The 16,616-nt window shown below is 71.4% G+C and carries 15 protein-coding genes; 8 read left to right on the forward strand and 7 right to left on the reverse strand.

Going from position 1 to position 16,616, the window contains the following annotated elements:
* The first annotated feature begins 7 nt into the window (after positions 1 to 7).
* From UK23_RS33275 to UK23_RS33290, 4 genes are read left to right on the forward strand one after another with little or no spacing between them, the layout of a single operon-like run.
* On the forward strand, positions 8 to 1,390 hold the full coding sequence (locus tag UK23_RS33275) for a hypothetical protein (protein ID WP_045315683.1): 1,383 nt from the start codon (positions 8 to 10) through the stop codon (positions 1,388 to 1,390).
* Between the two features lie 52 nt (positions 1,391 to 1,442).
* Complete coding sequence (locus UK23_RS33280) at positions 1,443 to 1,886, forward strand: hypothetical protein (RefSeq protein ID WP_156213562.1); 444 nt, start codon at positions 1,443 to 1,445, stop codon at positions 1,884 to 1,886.
* Positions 1,883 to 2,497 carry a hypothetical protein gene (locus UK23_RS33285; protein WP_045315685.1) on the forward strand — a complete coding sequence of 205 codons (615 nt, stop codon included), beginning with the start codon at positions 1,883 to 1,885 and terminating at the stop codon, positions 2,495 to 2,497. The genes UK23_RS33280 and UK23_RS33285 overlap by 4 nt, the downstream gene beginning before the upstream one ends.
* Before the next feature lie 10 nt (positions 2,498 to 2,507).
* Positions 2,508 to 2,936, forward strand: a complete 429-nt coding sequence (locus UK23_RS33290; RefSeq protein ID WP_045315686.1) for a hypothetical protein — start codon at positions 2,508 to 2,510, stop codon at positions 2,934 to 2,936.
* A 59-nt stretch (positions 2,937 to 2,995) separates the two neighbouring features.
* Here the strand turns inward: UK23_RS33290 and eccB are convergent, their stop codons facing one another.
* Positions 2,996 to 4,354, reverse strand: a complete 1,359-nt coding sequence (gene eccB / locus UK23_RS33295; RefSeq protein WP_231114799.1) for a type VII secretion protein EccB — start codon at positions 4,352 to 4,354, stop codon at positions 2,996 to 2,998.
* A gap of 185 nt (positions 4,355 to 4,539) precedes the next feature.
* Between eccB and UK23_RS33300 the strand changes: the two genes are divergently transcribed.
* Positions 4,540 to 5,211 (forward strand): hypothetical protein, encoded by a 672-nt coding sequence (locus tag UK23_RS33300; RefSeq protein ID WP_156213563.1) that lies wholly within the window; start codon positions 4,540 to 4,542, stop codon positions 5,209 to 5,211.
* Here UK23_RS33300 and UK23_RS33305 read toward each other — a convergent pair.
* From UK23_RS33305 to UK23_RS33330, 6 genes are read right to left on the reverse strand one after another with little or no spacing between them, the layout of a single operon-like run.
* The gene (locus tag UK23_RS33305; RefSeq protein ID WP_156213564.1) at positions 5,208 to 7,292 is read right to left on the reverse strand and encodes a transglutaminase domain-containing protein; all 2,085 of its coding nucleotides are present in this window, start codon (positions 7,290 to 7,292) and stop codon (positions 5,208 to 5,210) included. The genes UK23_RS33300 and UK23_RS33305 overlap by 4 nt on opposite strands.
* Positions 7,289 to 8,404 carry a DUF58 domain-containing protein gene (locus UK23_RS33310; protein WP_045315690.1) on the reverse strand — a complete coding sequence of 372 codons (1,116 nt, stop codon included), beginning with the start codon at positions 8,402 to 8,404 and terminating at the stop codon, positions 7,289 to 7,291. The genes UK23_RS33305 and UK23_RS33310 overlap by 4 nt, the downstream gene beginning before the upstream one ends.
* 2 nt (positions 8,405 to 8,406) lie before the next feature.
* On the reverse strand, positions 8,407 to 9,366 hold the full coding sequence (locus UK23_RS33315) for an AAA family ATPase (RefSeq protein ID WP_231114800.1): 960 nt from the start codon (positions 9,364 to 9,366) through the stop codon (positions 8,407 to 8,409).
* Positions 9,363 to 11,183, reverse strand: coding sequence for a fibronectin type III domain-containing protein (locus tag UK23_RS33320; RefSeq protein ID WP_156213565.1), 1,821 nt, complete (start codon positions 11,181 to 11,183; stop codon positions 9,363 to 9,365). Before UK23_RS33320 ends, UK23_RS33315 begins: the two co-directional genes overlap by 4 nt.
* Positions 11,184 to 11,232: 49 nt before the next feature.
* A complete protein-coding gene (locus UK23_RS33325; RefSeq protein WP_082115170.1) occupies positions 11,233 to 12,486 on the reverse strand; it encodes a sensor histidine kinase in 1,254 nt (417 codons plus the stop codon).
* Positions 12,483 to 13,169, reverse strand: coding sequence for a response regulator transcription factor (locus UK23_RS33330; RefSeq protein ID WP_196777986.1), 687 nt, complete (start codon positions 13,167 to 13,169; stop codon positions 12,483 to 12,485). Before UK23_RS33330 ends, UK23_RS33325 begins: the two co-directional genes overlap by 4 nt.
* An 85-nt stretch (positions 13,170 to 13,254) precedes the next feature.
* Here UK23_RS33330 and UK23_RS33335 point away from each other — a divergent pair, with 85 nt between their 5' ends.
* Genes UK23_RS33335 through UK23_RS33345 form a run of 3 tightly spaced genes read left to right on the forward strand, consistent with a single transcriptional unit; the run spans position 13,255 to position 16,262 of the window.
* Positions 13,255 to 14,916, forward strand: a complete 1,662-nt coding sequence (locus UK23_RS33335; protein WP_196777987.1) for an AfsR/SARP family transcriptional regulator — start codon at positions 13,255 to 13,257, stop codon at positions 14,914 to 14,916.
* Positions 14,917 to 14,930: 14 nt separating this feature from the next.
* Positions 14,931 to 15,599 carry a helix-turn-helix transcriptional regulator gene (locus UK23_RS33340; protein ID WP_045315691.1) on the forward strand — a complete coding sequence of 223 codons (669 nt, stop codon included), beginning with the start codon at positions 14,931 to 14,933 and terminating at the stop codon, positions 15,597 to 15,599.
* Positions 15,600 to 15,617: 18 nt separating this feature from the next.
* Entirely contained in the window at positions 15,618 to 16,262 is a 645-nt protein-coding gene (locus tag UK23_RS33345; protein WP_045315692.1) for a response regulator transcription factor, read from the forward strand.
* Positions 16,263 to 16,616: the final 354 nt, after the last annotated feature.

Here is a 16,616-nt window from a genome sequence, read left to right on the forward strand (position 1 = left end):
AGCAGACGTGGACTTCAAGGGCATGGGCGTGATGCAGCTGTTCACGCTCGCGTACACCGAGGTGCTGCACAAAGAGCGGGTGGCGCAGTGCAAGCAGATGTGGACGGACTACAAGACCGAGCTCGACCACCTCGAGGAGCGGATGACGACGCTGAAAAACGATCTCTATGCGAGGTGGTTCGACAAGGCGGGTCGAACATTCGAGGCGAGGGTGACCGAGAGCGCGCTGACGATCTACGAAAAGTCCCTCTTCGCCGCGGTCGCACCACCCGCGCTCGACACGCTGGCGACGGCCATCGACACCATGAAGGAGGAGGTCGACGCCGCGTATGAGGCTTACATGGCCGCCTACAAGCCCGTCGACAACTCGCCCACGGACATGTCGTCGGACGGGACCGCGACGACCTCCACGCAGCAGTCGCTGACCAACTGGGCAGCCGAGGAGGCGGCGAAGAAGGCGATCATCGCGGCATTGGAGACGCTCGACACCGCGTACATCACCGCCAGCGACGAGCTGGTGGCGGCCGCGGCCGCCGAGGTCAAGTGGAAAGGCCCGCAGTCGGGCGGTCCCACCGCATCACCGGCCAGCCCTGGCCGTGCGCCCGGCGGACCCGCCGCACCACCGGGTGGTCCCGCGGCCGCGCCGGAAGCGCCTGCCGCTGAAGCGCCACAGGAGAACGCCGAAGCACCCGCGGGCGATCCCGCCGGTGCTCCGCCTGGTGGTGCCCCGTCGCTGTCCGGTGGTCCGGCGGCGCCCCCTTCGTTGCCGCCCGGAGCGACGGTCCCCCGCGTGCCGCTGCCGCCCGGTTTCCCGCAGCTGCCGACGATGCCGCCCGGTATGCCGCCGTTCATCCCGCCGGTGACCGGGATTCCGACGCTGCCACCACGTCTGCCCGGCGGATCGGCTCCGAGCATTCCCGGCATCACGCCACGAACCGGTGTGCCAGGCATCTCGCAGGTGCCCGGCATGGCCTCACTGCCGCTGGCGGCCACACCCGGTGTCGCCGCGCCCGCACCCCAACCGGGCACGGCGCCGACGATGCCCGTTTCCGGTGCGCCGGCGGCCGCGAAGCCCACCGCGTCGGGTAGTTCCATGCCGCCACCGATGACGCCGCCGCCCACGACCGGTTCATCGGGTGGTGGCGGTCCGAAGCCCGGCACGGCGGATCACCCGCGGGACAAGCGCAAAGCACGGCCTGCCAAGAACGTGCCCGGTGTGCCGCCGAAGTTGCGTGGCCGGGCCGGCAAGCTGGACGGTCAGTTCGTCACGTCGCCTCGGGTGAACCGGAACACGCGTTCAGAAGAGGAGGTGTCGTCAGTGCAGTTCCTCGACGAGGAGCTGTGGCAGGTGGACGACACCGCCGAACGCCGCCGGCTCACCGCCGAGTGACATGTTCGTCCCAATTGGACATTCGTGGGGCGTGCGGCACCAGGACGGTCCCGTGCACGAGATCAGGGTCGGCGCGGAGGTGGTGGAGCTGTCCGCGGCCGAGCACGCCGCATGGCTGCGGGCCGAGCCCGGTGCCGCCCTGGTCGAGCGGGGACTGCTGGTGGAGGTGTTGCCGGACAACGCCGTCGGGTTCGCGTCCCGGCACCGGCTGATCCCGCTGGCGCTCGGGCTCGGGACCGTCGAGCCTGGGCTTGTCGGGCTGGGGCTGCTGCACCATCCCCTGGTGCTGCTCGCGCCCGCGCTGGCCGATCTGGTGCAGTGGTCGCCGCTCTCCCCCGATCTGTGGCACGCGTGCCGCGTCTCGGCGGAGGCGGCGGCCGGGGCAGGGATCGAGGATCCGGAGCAGATCGATCCGCGCCAGGTGCTCGACGGGGTGCTCGCCGCGCTCCTCACCCTTCTCGGCGGCCGGGCTGCCTGTGTGGACGTGAGATTGTGAACGACATCGTGTTCCCGATCGGGCACTACGCCGGGCGGCGCGGCGACATCCACGTCGTGCGGGTCGGGTGGCGGCCGGAGACGTTGACGGCGGACGAGTTCGTCGTCTGGGTGCTCGCGCACGGGTCCGGGCGCGCGGGCAAGGCTGACTGGACGGTGCGGGACGTGCTCGCGCTCGCGGATCTGCCGGACGTGGTGAACTCGTTGCTGGTGCGGGGAATTCTTGCCGCCGTGCCCGCCGAGCCGACCGGTGCGCCCGCGACGCTGGAGTTCACCCGACGGCACCGGATGGGCGGTCTGTTGACCGGACTTGGTGACACAAAAGCGGATCCGGGTGTGCACGGCGTCGGGGTGCCGGGGCTCGCGACGGTCGCGTGGCTGGACGACTGGTCGTACGAGCTGTGGCAGTGGGGACCGCTGGCGCCCGCGCTGTGGGACGTGTGCGAGGTGCGGGCGAAGGTGCTGACGGAGCTGGACCAGCCGCTGGAGCCGGCGCAGGCCGTCGGGTCGGTGCTCGCCGACCTGCGGCTGCTGCTCGCGCACGGCTGCGCGTACCTGGACGTGGTGGCCTCTTCCGGTCAGGCGGACGACGTCACCGCTGCGGATCACTAGACATACAGCCATGTCACGAATCGCCTTGCTAGCACTCGTTCTCGCCGGCTGCGGCCAGGCCGCACCTCCGGCCGCCCCTCCTTCCAGCACCAGCACCAGCACCACGACCACAACCACGACGACGACCTCCACGCCGCCCACCGCTTCTCCTGCGGCCGCGGCACAGGGCGTGGACTACGCCTCCTGCACGGACGGGACGTGCGAGGTGTTCGTCAACGGGGAGGTCACCATTCCGCTGGCGCCGGAGTTCGGCTTCACCACGTTCGTCGTGACCCGCACCCCCGACCTGACGAAGGTCTTCGGTGGCGACCCGGTGAACGGCAACCTGCGCGCCGAGATCGGCGGAAAGGGCCACCTCAACTCGAACGGCATCACCATGGAGGTCGTGATCTCGACGGAGTCGGGCGCGGTGCTCAGGTTCTCGCCGCGCAAGGACTAACGTGTTGACACATGAAGGAACCCTCATCCGCTCCACGTGGATGAGGGTTCCTTCATGTGTCAACGGCGCAGAGCGGCTTCCGGTTCGAGCGGGCTGCCCTGAGGCACCCTGGCGACCAGGGCGGCGGGCATCCGCACCGGGACGGCCGCGTCGTAGCCGAGAGTGCGGGCCACCTCGGCGTTCTTCAGAACGTGCAGGCGTCCCATGTCGGTGACAATCGCCAGAGTCCCAGCCGGGGACTGCGCGCTCGGCATCACCTCGACCAGCGCGGCACGACCCGGCGGGACCGTGACCCGGTCGGCCAGCGGCATGCCGCCGTCCGTCCGTTGTGGAGTGGTCGTCATCGGGTCCGCTCCCGGCATGGCCGGATCGACGCGCAGCTTCGGCACCGGCGAACCGGACGCGTAGGTGGCACAGACCGCTCCCCTGCCCGACGGCGCGAAGGCGGGGCGGCGAGGTGGTGCGTCGCCGGCCGCGGGTTCGGCGGACGGCTCCACCTTCGCCTGTGCCGCAGCGAGCAGTCCGAGCCGGATTCCGGTGGCCTCGCCACCTCCGTAAGCGGCGGCGGTCGGTGCGAACGCACGTTGGATGTCGTACTGGAACTCGGAAATCCGCAGCAGCCCGTCGGTCTTCGCGAGGTAGTGCTGCACACCACCGGACGTCTCCGCGACCAGCAGCTGCCCCGCACGGATGTCCTGACCCGCCACCGCGGTCGACGGCTCCCCGACCTCGGGCACGGTGATCGGCGCGATCGGCTGGCCCGCCGGCAGCACGTCCACGAACGCCAGCCCAACACGTGCCCGCGGCTCCGACTTGAGCGCGTGCCCGACCGACACCGTGTCCGGCTGCCGGATGCGGTGCCGATAGCCGTGCCAGACCAGGTACTGGTCGCCGGTGTCGGGCACCTCGACGAGCAGTGCCTCGTCGGCGAGCTCGGTACCACCCGCCGGTTCGGACCCGACCATCAGCACCGACTCGTCCACAGTGGACCCGGTGCGGTCCGGTGCGGGCTGGGAGCACTGGGTCCAGCCACCGGTCAGCAACTTCCCCCGCGCGGGCAGCGCATCCGGTGCGTCGGGGATGCCGATTCGCGGCCCGCGGGGCACACCGGCGAGCGAGTTGCTCGACACCGAACGGGTCTCGGCGTGCTTGCCCAGCGCCAGCAGCGCCGAGGTGTAGTTGTGCACCGGGTGCAGCCTGCCCGCGAGGTAGACGAACCGGGTACCGGTCTCCTTCTCGACGATGACCGAGTCGCCGTCGCGCCACGCCTTGTTGCCGCCGGGCACCACGAGTCCGTACACCCACACCGCCGCGAGCGCGAGCACCGCCACCGCGATGCTGCCGATGGCGGCATTGGACGGACGGCGGAACACCGGCTGTTCCGGATCGGTCTCGCGGTGCACCAGCGCAGAGATCACCCGTTGCACCAGAAAGACGTGCGCCTGCAGTTGGTCCCGTTTCGATGCCACGTCAACCCTTCCCCACCTGCCACGGCAGATTGCTGCCGCGCACCACCGACACGTGTCACTGGCTTCCTACGATCGGGCAGGCCGGGCGCTCGGGGAACGGGTTCGGCAGCTAGCGGACATCGGTGGAGGCTGTGGTGAACCTGGCGCCAGAGACGATCAGTGACGGCACGGCGGACGAACTCATCGCGGAGTGGGACGACTTCGGCGGCGAGCCGGTCGAGCGGCCCGCGCATGCGCACAAGCAGCAGCGGACTCACGAGGCAGTGGGTGACCAGCAGGCGGTGCGCGGCGCGATGGGCGGTCAGCGGCGGACACGCGTGGCGGTGGGCGGCGCCGGCACCCTGATCGTGCTCGGCGCCATCGCGGTGACCCTCGTGCTCCGCGCCACTCCCACCGAGCTCACCGCACCAGCCACCCTGGGCACAGCGCCCATCAACCCGGCAGCGCCCACCAACCCGGCCTCAGCGCCCACCAACCCGAACACCGCGCCCATCAGCCCGAACACCGCAGCCACCAGCCCGAGCTCCGCGCAGTCACCGCCCGCGGTGCAGCTGGAACTGGAGAACCCGGTGGACCGCGGCGACTCCGTGGACCTGACCTGGCTCAGCAGCGACCGCCTCGACTTCGCCGTGACGGTGGCGGGCGAGGGCGAGCCGCAGCGCACGATCTACGTGCACCGCAACCGGACCGCGACCATCCCGGTGGATCCGACGAGGCCCTACTGCTTCCAAATCCACGGCACCGACAGCCTGCGGATCTGGGAAAGCCAGCCCAAAGCGATCCGTGGCGCCACCTGCACCCTCTAACGCACCAACGTCCTGGGGTCGACAGCAGCGCGCAGCCGAGCCACGAAACCTCGTGCCGCCAGCCCGCGCCGCACCGCCCGAACAGCGGCCCACGCCTCCTCGCGCACCTGCGCACCGGGTTCCCGGCCTGACCACAGCGCCACGTCCACGGCGGTCGCCAGCACCCGCATGCCGTCCATTGTGGACGGAACACCGGACCGGACGGCGGCGTACCCCATCTCCATCGGCGTCATGCCGACCGTGAACGGCACCCGGTGCTCGCGCAACCGGTCCCGCGCCTCCAGCCACGCACCAACCACCGCGCCGCCTCCCGGCCGACGCCGCCGACGATGCGCACGCACCCACTTGGCCAACGGCACCCCGGCGAGCCACACGACCACCAGCGCCACCACCACGATCAGCACAACGCCATAAGGAAACGGCTGGCCCGCGTCTTCCACCGGCCCGTCACCGACGGGCCGATCAGCCACTGGCGGGTTCTTCAGGTCAGGCGGAGGCGGCAGCTTGTCCCGTGCCTCACGAGTCGCCGCGGCGAGGCCGGTGTCCTTGCTGCCGCCGCGGTTCGCCGCGTTCGCCGGGTCTAGCGGCACCCAGCCGACGCCGTCGACCGCGACCTCCGGCCACACCAGCACGTCGTCGTTGTGCACCACGTACTCGCCTCCCGCCGACGGTTCCGGCGTGCGGTAGCCGACGACGAGCCGGGAAGGGATGCCGAGCATCCGCGCCAGCACGACGTACGCGCTGGCGAACTGCTCGCTCGTGCCCTCCTTGGTCTCCAGCAGGAACCGGCGCAGCTGGGGCCAGCTGTGGCCGCCCGGCACGTCGGTGTCCGCTGCCAGCCGGTAGTGCTCGCGCAGGAACCGTTCGAGCTGCAAGGCCGCGACGAAGCTCGACCGGACGCCGCGGGTGGCCTCCGTGGCGAGCTCGGCAACGCCCTGCGGTGGCGTGCCGACGCCTTCCCGCCCGGCCGCGACGTACGGGTCGACCGCCGCGCCTTCGAGGGGGCCGGCCTCCGGTTCCCACCAGCTCAGCACGTACTCGGTCGCGGTGCTTTGCACGAGCAGTGTTCCCTGCGACTCCTCGACCAGCGGGTCGGCTCCGGTGACGGCCGCGGGCCAGGTCTGGCTCGGCAGCCATCGGCCGCCGGTCTCGCGCAGGCTGATCATCGCGTCCCGGCGGCGCACGGAGACGTCGACGCGCGGCGCGGGCAGCTCGGTGCCGATCCTGCGGTACTTGCTGCCGGGTGCCCAGTTGACGCCGTCGAACGAGTCGAGCACGACGACCGGCCAGCGATCGGGGACGCAACTGGCGCACTGCGGGCGGAACTTGAACACCGGCGCGTCCGGATGTGCGCGGCGGTAGGCGATGTCGTCGAGCGGGCTCGCGACCCGCAACGCCAGCGGCACGAGCTGGTCCTGCTTGAACGAGTACACGGGCGCGGGCATCGAGACGAACAGTCCGGCCACGGCCACGACCGCCACCACAGCCGCGGGCGCGGGCAGCAGCACCCACGCCGACACGTTCTCGTCCGTGGACCGGACCACCACGAACAACGTCGCGGCGACGACGACGTACCCGAGCGCGGCGGCGATCGCGGCAACACCGGACAACGCGCCGAAGAACTGGCTCAGCACAACGACAAGAAAGCTCGGTCCGAGCGCGAGCACCGGTTTTCCCAGGCGCAGCAGTACTTCCACGCCGAACACGCTCGCCACCAGCACCAGCAGCGGCACGAACAGCAGCAACGCCGCGTCCGGTCGCGCGGGCCACGTCGACTGCAACGCGAGCTGCCACGAGTCGGTGACGCCCACACCCAAAGCGGCCACCGTCGCACCGGTCGGCAGGCCGAAGACGGTCGTCGGGAACAGCAGGACCTCGACCACACCCAGCAGCCCGGCCACCACACCGATCAACGGCCGCCACGCCGCGACCGGAGCGGACAGCACCGCCGCCGCGAAGGTCACCACCGCGACGACCGAGATGGACGGAAGCAGTGCGACGACCCCGAAAACCGGCGCGAAGCACAGCCCGGCCACCGCCGCCGCGAGCACCACGCAGGCAAGAGCCAGCCGATCCCTCACGTCCGCACCTCGTTCCACTGGCTCACCGCGGCGGCGGCATCCACAGCCGCCAGCACCCGTGCACCGGGCACCGGGACGACCTGTCCGTCCAACAAGAACACGAACAACGACGAGTAACGCGACCGGAGCCCGGTCAGCGCGGACAGGTCGGCCGCACCGGAGGTCACGACGGCGAAGCACCCGCCCTGGTGCCGCACGGTCGGCAGCAACTGCCCGGCGTCGGTGCTCTGCTGCTGCAAGCACAACTGGTCGAGCAGCTGCCTGGCCGCGAGCGGTCCCCCCGCGGTCGCGAGATCCGTGCCGCACGAGGTCAGCAGCCTGCTGTGATGACCGGCCAGCGCGGCGGCCCGCAGCAACGAGGCCGCGACGTCCACGGACTCCTCGAAAGCCGCCGCGGACAAAGCCGACGTGCGGGTGTCGAGCAGGACGGTGAGCCGCGGCTGGTCCGGATCGATGGACTCCTTGACCATCAACTGCCCGGTGCGCGCGGTCGCCTTCCAGTGGATGTCACGCACCTCGTCGCCCGGCTGGTACTCGCGCAGCTCCCTCAGGTCCAGCGACCCGCGCAGGCGCTCGTTCGACGTGCCCTCGTGATGATGGCGAGGAAACCCGCCGGTGCGCGCCAACGCGGGGAACGAACGCGGGTGCACCCACAGCGTCACGACGTCACCGGTCGTCAAACTGTTGCGCGCCAACCCGAACGGGTCCATCCGCCGCAGCTTCAACGGCCCGACGGGCATCCTGCCTCGCACCGGCGTCGGCAACGTGTAGTCGTACGGCTTCTCGGCACCGGGCGCCAGTCCGTGCACGCGCACAACACGTTCGAAGCGGCCGGCCTCGTCCAACGCTGTGAACCCGCGCTGCCACCGCAGCGAAGTGTTGCGCACCTTCAGCTTTCCCAACGCCCGCGCGCCCCGCTCGACCCGGTCCGGGTACACGTCGCGCGTCACCGACACCCGCACACCACGAGCGGTGACGACGACCGCCATCACCACCGCGGCCAGCCCGGCGACCCCGAGCAGCAGGAACAACGGGTAGCGGCCCCACAGCCCGGCAGTGAGCAGCGCCGCCGACACCACCAGCACCGCGGTGCCGCGCACGGTCAGCCGCATGATCAGCGGCCCGCGCCGCTCAGCGCGGGTGCCGGGGTGCTCGCGAGCACCTCCGCCACGACGGACGCGGCGGAGATCTGCTTCAGCTCGGCCTCCGCGGTCAGCACCAGCCGGTGCGCGAGCGCGGACACCGCGACGTACTTGATGTCGTCCGGCGTCACGAACGCCCTGCCCGCGGTCGCGGCGAGCGCCTGCCCGGCCCGCACCAGCGCGATGCTGCCGCGCGGGCTCGCCCCGAACCGCACCGACGCGTGGATCCGGGTGGCCGCGGTGAGCCGGGCCGCGTACTCGCAGATCGCCGGGTCCACATAGGACACCCGAACCTCGTTGATCGCCTCGACGAGCGCGGCGATGTCGACGACCGGCTGCAACCGGTCGGGGTCCATCCCGGAGCAGTTGTTCATGATGATCGACACCTCGTCGGCGATCTCCGGGTAGCCGACCGAGAGCCGCAGCAGGAACCGGTCGAGCTGTGCCTCGGGCAACCGGTAGGTGCCCTCCATCTCGATCGGGTTCTGCGTCGCCACGACCAGGAACGGGTTCGGCACCTCGTGCGACTGCCCGTCGACGGTGACCCGACGCTCCGACATCACCTCGAGCATCGCCGACTGCGTCTTGGGCGTGCCGCGGTTGATCTCGTCGGCCACCACGACGTTCGCGAACACGGCGCCGGGGTGGAAGGTGAACTTCTCGTCCTTCTGGTGGTAGACGGTGACGCCGGTGATGTCGCCGGGCAGCAGGTCGGGGGTGAACTGGATGCGGCTCCAGCTCCCGCCGATGCTGCGCGCGAGACACCGCGCGAGCGTCGTCTTGCCCAGGCCCGGCACGTCCTCGACCAGCAGGTGGCCCTGGGCGAGCATGGCGACGACCGCGAGCCGCACCACGTCCGGCTTGCCGCGGACCACCAACTGGACGTTGTCCGAGATCGCCGAGAACACCGCGGCCGCACGCACCTGATTCACTCCGTCCACTTCAAGCGGTTCGATTCGATTCCGTCGGTCGTGACCCACACCGTGTGGCCGGCGCCGTGGTAGTAGAAAGCGTTGAACTCGGCCCGGCCGCGGCCGTCGGTCGTCACGCCGTGTCCCGGGTTGCCGTAGCCGGGATCGGTCGAGTGGGGCATCACGTCGTAGTGGGTCTCGGACTCGAACCCGGTCATCACGACGTGCATCCAGTAGCAGTTCGGCTCGCCGCACGGCCCGGCGGCCGGTCCCTTGGTGAGACTGATCGACCGCTTGCTCGGCGGTGCCGTGGTCTGCACGGTCGCGGGTGTGCCGCGCCCGGCGCTGTTCTCGGCGACCACGGTCGTGCTGAACGAGTAGTCCTTGCCCGACCAGATGCCCGTGATGACGAACGAGTTGCCCGTCGTGCGGCCGGAGCCGGTGAGACCGTCCGAGCGCTGCCACGACACGTGGTACGCGGTCACCGGCGCGCCGTTGGCCGGCGCGTTGCCCCAGGTGACCGTCGCGTCGGTCTGCTTGGTCGAGATGGCGACGGCGAGGTTCTGCGGCATGCCGGGCGGCGTCACCGGGATCGGCGGCGGTGTCTGCGGTGGTGGCGGCGTCTGGGGTGGCTGCGGGGTCTGGGTGCGGACCGGCGGCTGGGTACGAGCGGGCGGCTGGACCGGTCGGTCAGCGGGCTTGTCAGCGGGCTTGTCGGCAGGCTTGTCCGCGGGCTTCTCGGCAGGCGGCGGCACGGGCTGGCGCGGCTGGTCCTTCTTCGCGCCGACGACCGGCACCGGGTTCACCGAGCCGTCCTTGTCGACGACCATCACGTGCTTGCCCTCGCCGCCGTCGACGTAGACCCGCGCGTCCTCGCCGCGGCTCAGCGCGGGCTTGCCCTTCTCCGCCGGAACCGCACTGGTCACGCGTTCGCGGCCGGTGGGGTCGTAGGTGCGCACGACGCTCTGGCTCTGGTCGAGCACGACGACGGACTCGCCGGTCACCGTCGGGCCGTCGTACTGGCCCGCGGGCAGCTGCACGGTCGCCACGCCCTTGCCGTCCACCATGTGCATGCGGTTGGTCGCCGGGTCGAGCACCGCGACCTTGCCGCCCGCGTCCACCGGGGCGATCTTCGCGTTCGGCGGCACGTCGACGCCGAGCTTCACCGGCGCGCCGAGACCGTTCGCCTCGACCGGGCTCATCGTGTCCGTGGTGGCGTCCACGAACATCACGCGGTCGCCGCTGACGGTCAGCCCGCCGCTGTGCCCGGATGGCACGACGGCCGGGCAGGCCACGGTGGTCGAACCCCGGTTGATCCGGCAGATCGCCCCGTTGTCGGTGCGGTGCAGCCACACCGTCCCGTCACCGGTCGCGACGGGCGGACCGAGCGGTCCGCCGACGGACATCGGCACGGCGTCGGTGCCGAAGCGCACCACCTGACCGGTGTCGCGGAAGACCGCGTACGGCCCGCCCGCGACCTCGAGCCCCACCGGCCGCGCCCCGGTCGGCAGCGGCACCGTCGACTCGACCGACAGCGTCGACTTGCCGAACACCGTCGCGTCCTCCTTGCCCACGACGTAACCGTGCGTCTCGTTCTGCAGCACCTGGGCACCGGGTTCGAGACCGGGCACCGCGACCTGCGCGTCCGACCGCTTGGTCGCACCGTCCACGTGCACCACCAGCCCGAGGTCGGGGCTCGCGATCCAGTGTCCGGTCTGGAGGAACTCGAGGCCGGGGACCTGCTTGGCCGCGCCGGTCAACGCCAGCGTCGCGGCGGCGACGACGGCGATGATCAGCCCCATCAGCGGCCAACGGGAAGCTCTGCGCCTGTCACTCACAGCACGTAGGGTAACCAGCCGGGTACAAGAACCATTTGGAATCGGTACATCAGGTGGGCAGCACCAGCTCGAAGATCGCTCCACCGCTGCTCGACCGGTAGATCCGCAGCACGCCGCCGTGCGCGTCGACGATCCGCCGCACGAGGTACAGCCCGAGACCGGTCGATCCCCCGCCGCTGGCGAACCGGCCGAACACCTTCTCGGCGGTCACCGGGTCGAGCCCCGGCCCCTCGTCGGCGACCACGACCCGGCCGCCGCCCACCTTCACGTGCACGACAGCGTTCTCCCCCGGCCGGTGGCCGTGCTGGATCGCGTTGCCCAGCAGGTTCTCCACCGCGCGCTGGATCAGCACCGGGTCCGCGTCCACCCGCGTAGGCACCGCGGAGAACACGATGCGGGCGCCCTCGGCGGGGATGTCCTCGACCACGGCGGAGACGAGCTGGTCGAGCTGCACCGACTGGATGGCGAGCTGCTGGACGCCCGCCTCGAACCGGGCCTGCATGAGGGTTCCGCCGATGATGCCGCCCATCCGCTTGGACAGCCGCATGATCCGCGGCGTCACCTTGCCCATGCTCGCGGGGTTGCGCATCGCGGTGTCGGCGAGCAGGCCCAGCGCGGTGACCGGTCGGCCCAGGTCGTGCGCGATCCCGTTGAGCATCTCCTCGTGGCGTTCGAGCGCGACCGCCGCCGGTTTGATCATCCAGCCGGAGACCACGTGCCCGGCGGCACCGAGCGCGCCGATGAGGACCAGGCAGCCCAGCGCGACCAGCAGCACCCGCCGGTCGTGCCGGTCCTTCTCGTCCTGCGCGTCGGCGGAGGCGATGACCGCGCCGATGTAGGACCCGTCCGGGCTCGCGATCGGCTCGGCGAAGAACCGGACGAGCTTGCCGTCGGTGCCGCGCAGGTAGCCGAGCTGCGGTGTCCGCGTCCGCACCGCTGTCGCGGCGATCTCGCCCAGCACGGCCTGGTCGACGTTCGCGCAGGGGAACCTGCTCAGCCGCGCCTCGAACGCCGCGCTGCCGGTGGGCATCACCGCGAACTGCGGGCACCGCACGTATAGCGAGTCGAGGGTGAGCTTGGCCGTGGTGAGCCTGCCGTCGCTGTAGTCGAGCAGCTGGATCACCGCCGGGGTGACGCGGCGCAGCTCGGCGTCGATGGCCCGTTCGCCCTGCTTGGAGTCCATGTCGAGGGCGAGCCACGCGAAGAGCAGCAGGCCGGCCGCGTTCAACGCGGTGAAGAGGCCGGTGAGCAGCCACCGCAGCCCGCGCAGCCTGCCCGCCGCGCCCGTCCGCGCCGCGATCACGGGGCCTCCAGGCGGAAGCCGACGCCCCGGACGGTCTGGATCAGCTCCGGTTCGAGCAGCTTCTGCCGCAGCCTGCGCACCACCGCGTCCACCACGTTGGACATCGGCTCGGCACTGGCGTCCCAGCAGTGCTCGATCAGCTCGGACCGCGTCACGGTCGTGCCCGCGCGCGTGAGCAGGTGTTCGAGCACGGCGAACTCCTTGTGCGTCAACGTCAGCAGCACACCGCCGCGCCGGGTCTCGCGGCGCGCGCAGTCGACCTCGAGGTCCGCGAGGCTCAGCACGGACGGGCGAGCGCGGCCCGCCCGGCGGCACAACGCCTGGACGCGCGCCGTGACGACCGCCAGATCGGCGCCTTTGACCACGTAGTCATCGCCGCCGTGGTCGAACCCGGCCACGCGGTCGGCGACGCTCTCCAGCTGGGTCAGGAACAGCACCGGGGTCGGCCAGCCCTCCTTGCGCCTGCGGTGGACGTAGGTGATGGAGTCGCCGTCGGGCAGCAGCCGGTCGAACACCACGCAGGCGTAGTCCACTCCGTCCAAAGCCCGGTCAGCCGCGGCGATGTCCGCCACGTCGTGGATTTCGAAGCCCGCCGCCTCCAGTTCGACGACGAGTGCGAACCGCATGTCCTCGTCGTCCTCCACGAGCAGGACTCGGTTCGGGAAGGGTCCCGGTCGTGTCATGAAAACCTCATGTGATCACGAAGATGCTCGGTGCCGCGACATCGACCGCCGCAGCACCAGGGGCGTCAACAAGGGGCTAACCACCATGATCTTCCACGTACTCGGGCCACTCGAGGTGCACACCTCCACCGGCGCGGTGCTCGAACTGGGCACCCGCAAGTCCGGGACGGTGCTGGGGGTGCTGCTGCTGCACCATAACGCCTGGGTGCGCACCGATGAACTCGTCGCCGCGACGTGGCAGGAACAGGCCGTGCCCGCCTCGGCCGAGGCGAACGTGAAGACCTACGTGTCCCAGCTGCGCCGTGAGCTGCCGGGTGACAACCGGATCGAGGCCAAACCGGGCGCGTACCGGCTGCGGGTCGCGCCGGGCGAGCTCGACGCCGACCGCGCTCGTGAGCTGGCCGTACTGGTGCGGGACGCCATCGCCCAAGGGGACAACGCGGCGGCATCCGGGCTGTTGCACGAGGCGCTGTCGTTGTGGCGCGGCAGGCCGTTCGACGGCATCAGGCTGGACGCGGCGCTCGGCGCCGCGGACCGGCTCGACGAGCTGCGCCGCGACCTGGAGGAGAGCCTCGCCGCGGTGGCTCTCGCGACCGGCGACTGCCCGGCGGCGATCACCGCGCTGCGCTCGCTGACCACAAAGGACCCGTTGCGCGAAGGCGCGTGGGCGATGCTCGTGCGCGCGTTGCTGGCGGCGGGCAGGCGGGGTGAGGCGGTCGCCGCCTACCGCGCGGCGCGGACGGTGCTCGCCGACGAGCTCGGGGTCGAACCGGGGCCGGAGCTGGCCGGGGCGCTCGCCGACGGGACCGCCGGCACCGCTCGCCGGGAGATGCCCAAGGACACCGCCGCGTTCGAGGGCAGGCAGCGGGAGGTCGCGGTGCTGCGGCAGGTTCCCGGCGGTTCGACGGTGGTCGTCGACGGTATGAGCGGGGTGGGCAAGACGGCGCTCGCCGTGCACGCGGCGCATCAGCTCGACTTCCCCGACGGCCAGCTGTTCGTTGGTCTGCGGGCAGGCGCGGTGTCGCCCGCGGACGCGCTGGCGCGGTTGCTGCGCGGGATCGGCGTGGACACCGTGCCGTCCGACGTGGACGAACGGGCCGCGCTGTGGCGTTCGGAGCTGTCCAAGCGACAGGTGCTGATCGTGCTCGACGACGCGGGCGACGACCGCCAGGTCCTCCCCCTGCTGCCGGGCGAGTCGGAGAGCCTGGTCCTGGTCACCACGCGCAACCGCGGCTGGCGGCTGCCCGGCGAGGTGCGGATCGAGCTCGCCCCGTTGTGCGGCGCGGAGTCTTTTGCGCTGCTCCGCCGGCTGGCAGGCGACCGCGTCCGGAACTCGTGCCGTTCGACGGCCGCTGTCGTGCGCGCCTGCGGTGGCTTGCCCGGCGCGCTGCTGGCGGCCGCGGCGCGGTTGCAGAGCCGTCCGCTGTGGACGGTGGCGGAGCTGGCGGCCTGGCTCGCGGGTGATCCCGACCGGCTGCTCGACGGCATCGCTTCCTCGTATCTGTCGCTCGACCCGCGCACACAGCTCGCGTTCCGCTCGCTCGGCGCGCTGCCGGCCGAGTTCGACGGCGTGCTCGCGGCGCACCACCTGGGTGTACCGCCGCCGGAAGCCTGTGCGCTGCTGGAGGAGCTCGTCGACCACCACCTGCTCGACACTCCCGCTGCCGGCCGGTACCGCAGCCATCCCCTGGTGCAGGCGTGCTCCCGGCGCGTCGGCCCGGCCGCTGCCCGTGTCCACGCCGCCTGAGAAGAGGAACCACCTTGCACACCAACGCACCGCGGCTGTCCCTGGTCCGTCCCGGCGACGTGCCGCCGTCCGTCCACAACGGAGTGAACGCCCGGCTGGCCCGCGCCACCGACGAGGTGCTCGTCGCCTGGTCGTCGGCCGGGCATCCGCACCACCCCAGGCTGTTCCGCCAGATCGACCGCCACAACCTCCAGCGGGGCGTGCGCTACCGCGTGCTGCTGCCGGACCGGACCCGCACCGCGCCGGGCATCTCGGCCCGCCTCGGCGCGTTCGCGCTGGCCGGAGCGGACATCCGCACCACGCCGAAGGTTCCGCTGGACGCACTGGTCATCGACCGCGCGCTCACCGTGCTGCCCACCGACAACCGGGCCGGGGTCGCCGTGTTCGAGCTGACGAGCGTCGTCGGGACGACCGTCGAGCTCTTCGAGCACGTGTGGCGGTCCGCGGCGCCGTTCACCGCGCAGGCCACCGCGGACGGAGATGTCACCGAGCGGGAACGTGAGCTGCTCTCACTGTTGTTCGCCGGGTGCACCGACGAGGCGATCGGGGTCAGGCTGAACATCTCCGTGCGCACCGTGCGGCGGACGGTGTCCCAGCTGATGGACAAGCTCGGTGCGCGCAGCCGGTTCCAGGCGGGTGCGAAAGCCGCGGACCGGGGCTGGTTGCTCGATCACGCCAGCTGAACCGCTACCGTCAGCGACGTGCGTGTGCTGGTGACCGAGGACGACGACGACACCCTGTTCGCCATCGAGACATCGTTGCGGAGCGCGGGGTTCGCCGTCGACGTCGCACGGGACCTGCCGCAGGCCGACGAGGCGCTGTTCGTCAACACCTACGACTGCGTGGTGTTCGACCGGCTGCTGCCGTCCGGCGACTCGCTGCACTACGTGAAACGACGGCGCCAGAACGGGTGCGCGGCGCCGGTGCTGTTCCTCACCGGCATCGACAACCCGGTCGAGGGCCTGCCGTACAGCGATGACTACCTGGTCAAACCGTTCGAGATGACGGAGCTGATCGCGCGGGTGCGCAGCCTGTGCCGCCTGTCAACGCCTCCCGCGCCGCCGGTGCTGCGGCACGGGGACATCGAGATCGACCCCGGCAGGCGCGTCGCCCGCCGGGGCGGCCGGGTGCTGAGCCTGACGGTCAAGGAGTTCGTGGTGCTGGAACTCCTGGTCGCGGCGGGCGGGCGGGCGGTGACCAGGACGGAACTGGTCGCCGCCGGGTGGGATCCGGAGGTCACCCCGGCCTCGAACGTGCTGGACGTCGTCGTCACCGGGCTGCGGCAGAAGCTCGGTCCCCCGCCGGTGCTGCTCACCGTGCGCGGTGTCGGCTACCGCCTCGCCTGAGCCGCGGAGAACCGCCGCAACGCGGGCGTGGTCGCGCCGACCAGCGCCACCGCCGCGACGCACAACCTACTCCGGGGATGCCGGCGAGAGCGGGAAGCAGCCCCGAAAACGTCAGGACGTGCCGGCACCATCAGACTGCGCGGGCCCGGCCAGCGAGACCAGAAGGTACAGCGAGAGCGAACCGGTGGCCGAAGCCCTGTACTACCCGTTCCGGCTCGAACCTGGTGGATCTGGGCCGGTGTGCCGTGCGTGGGCGAGCGGTGGGTCCACCAGCTTGAGGACCATGACCGCGAGCTGGGTATTTCCTACTGGACCAAGAACTACCGGACCGGGATCGAGCTCGAGGACCCGGAG

The sequence above is a fragment of the Lentzea aerocolonigenes genome (genome assembly GCF_000955955.1).
GTDB lineage: Bacteria > Actinomycetota > Actinomycetes > Mycobacteriales > Pseudonocardiaceae > Lentzea > Lentzea aerocolonigenes_A.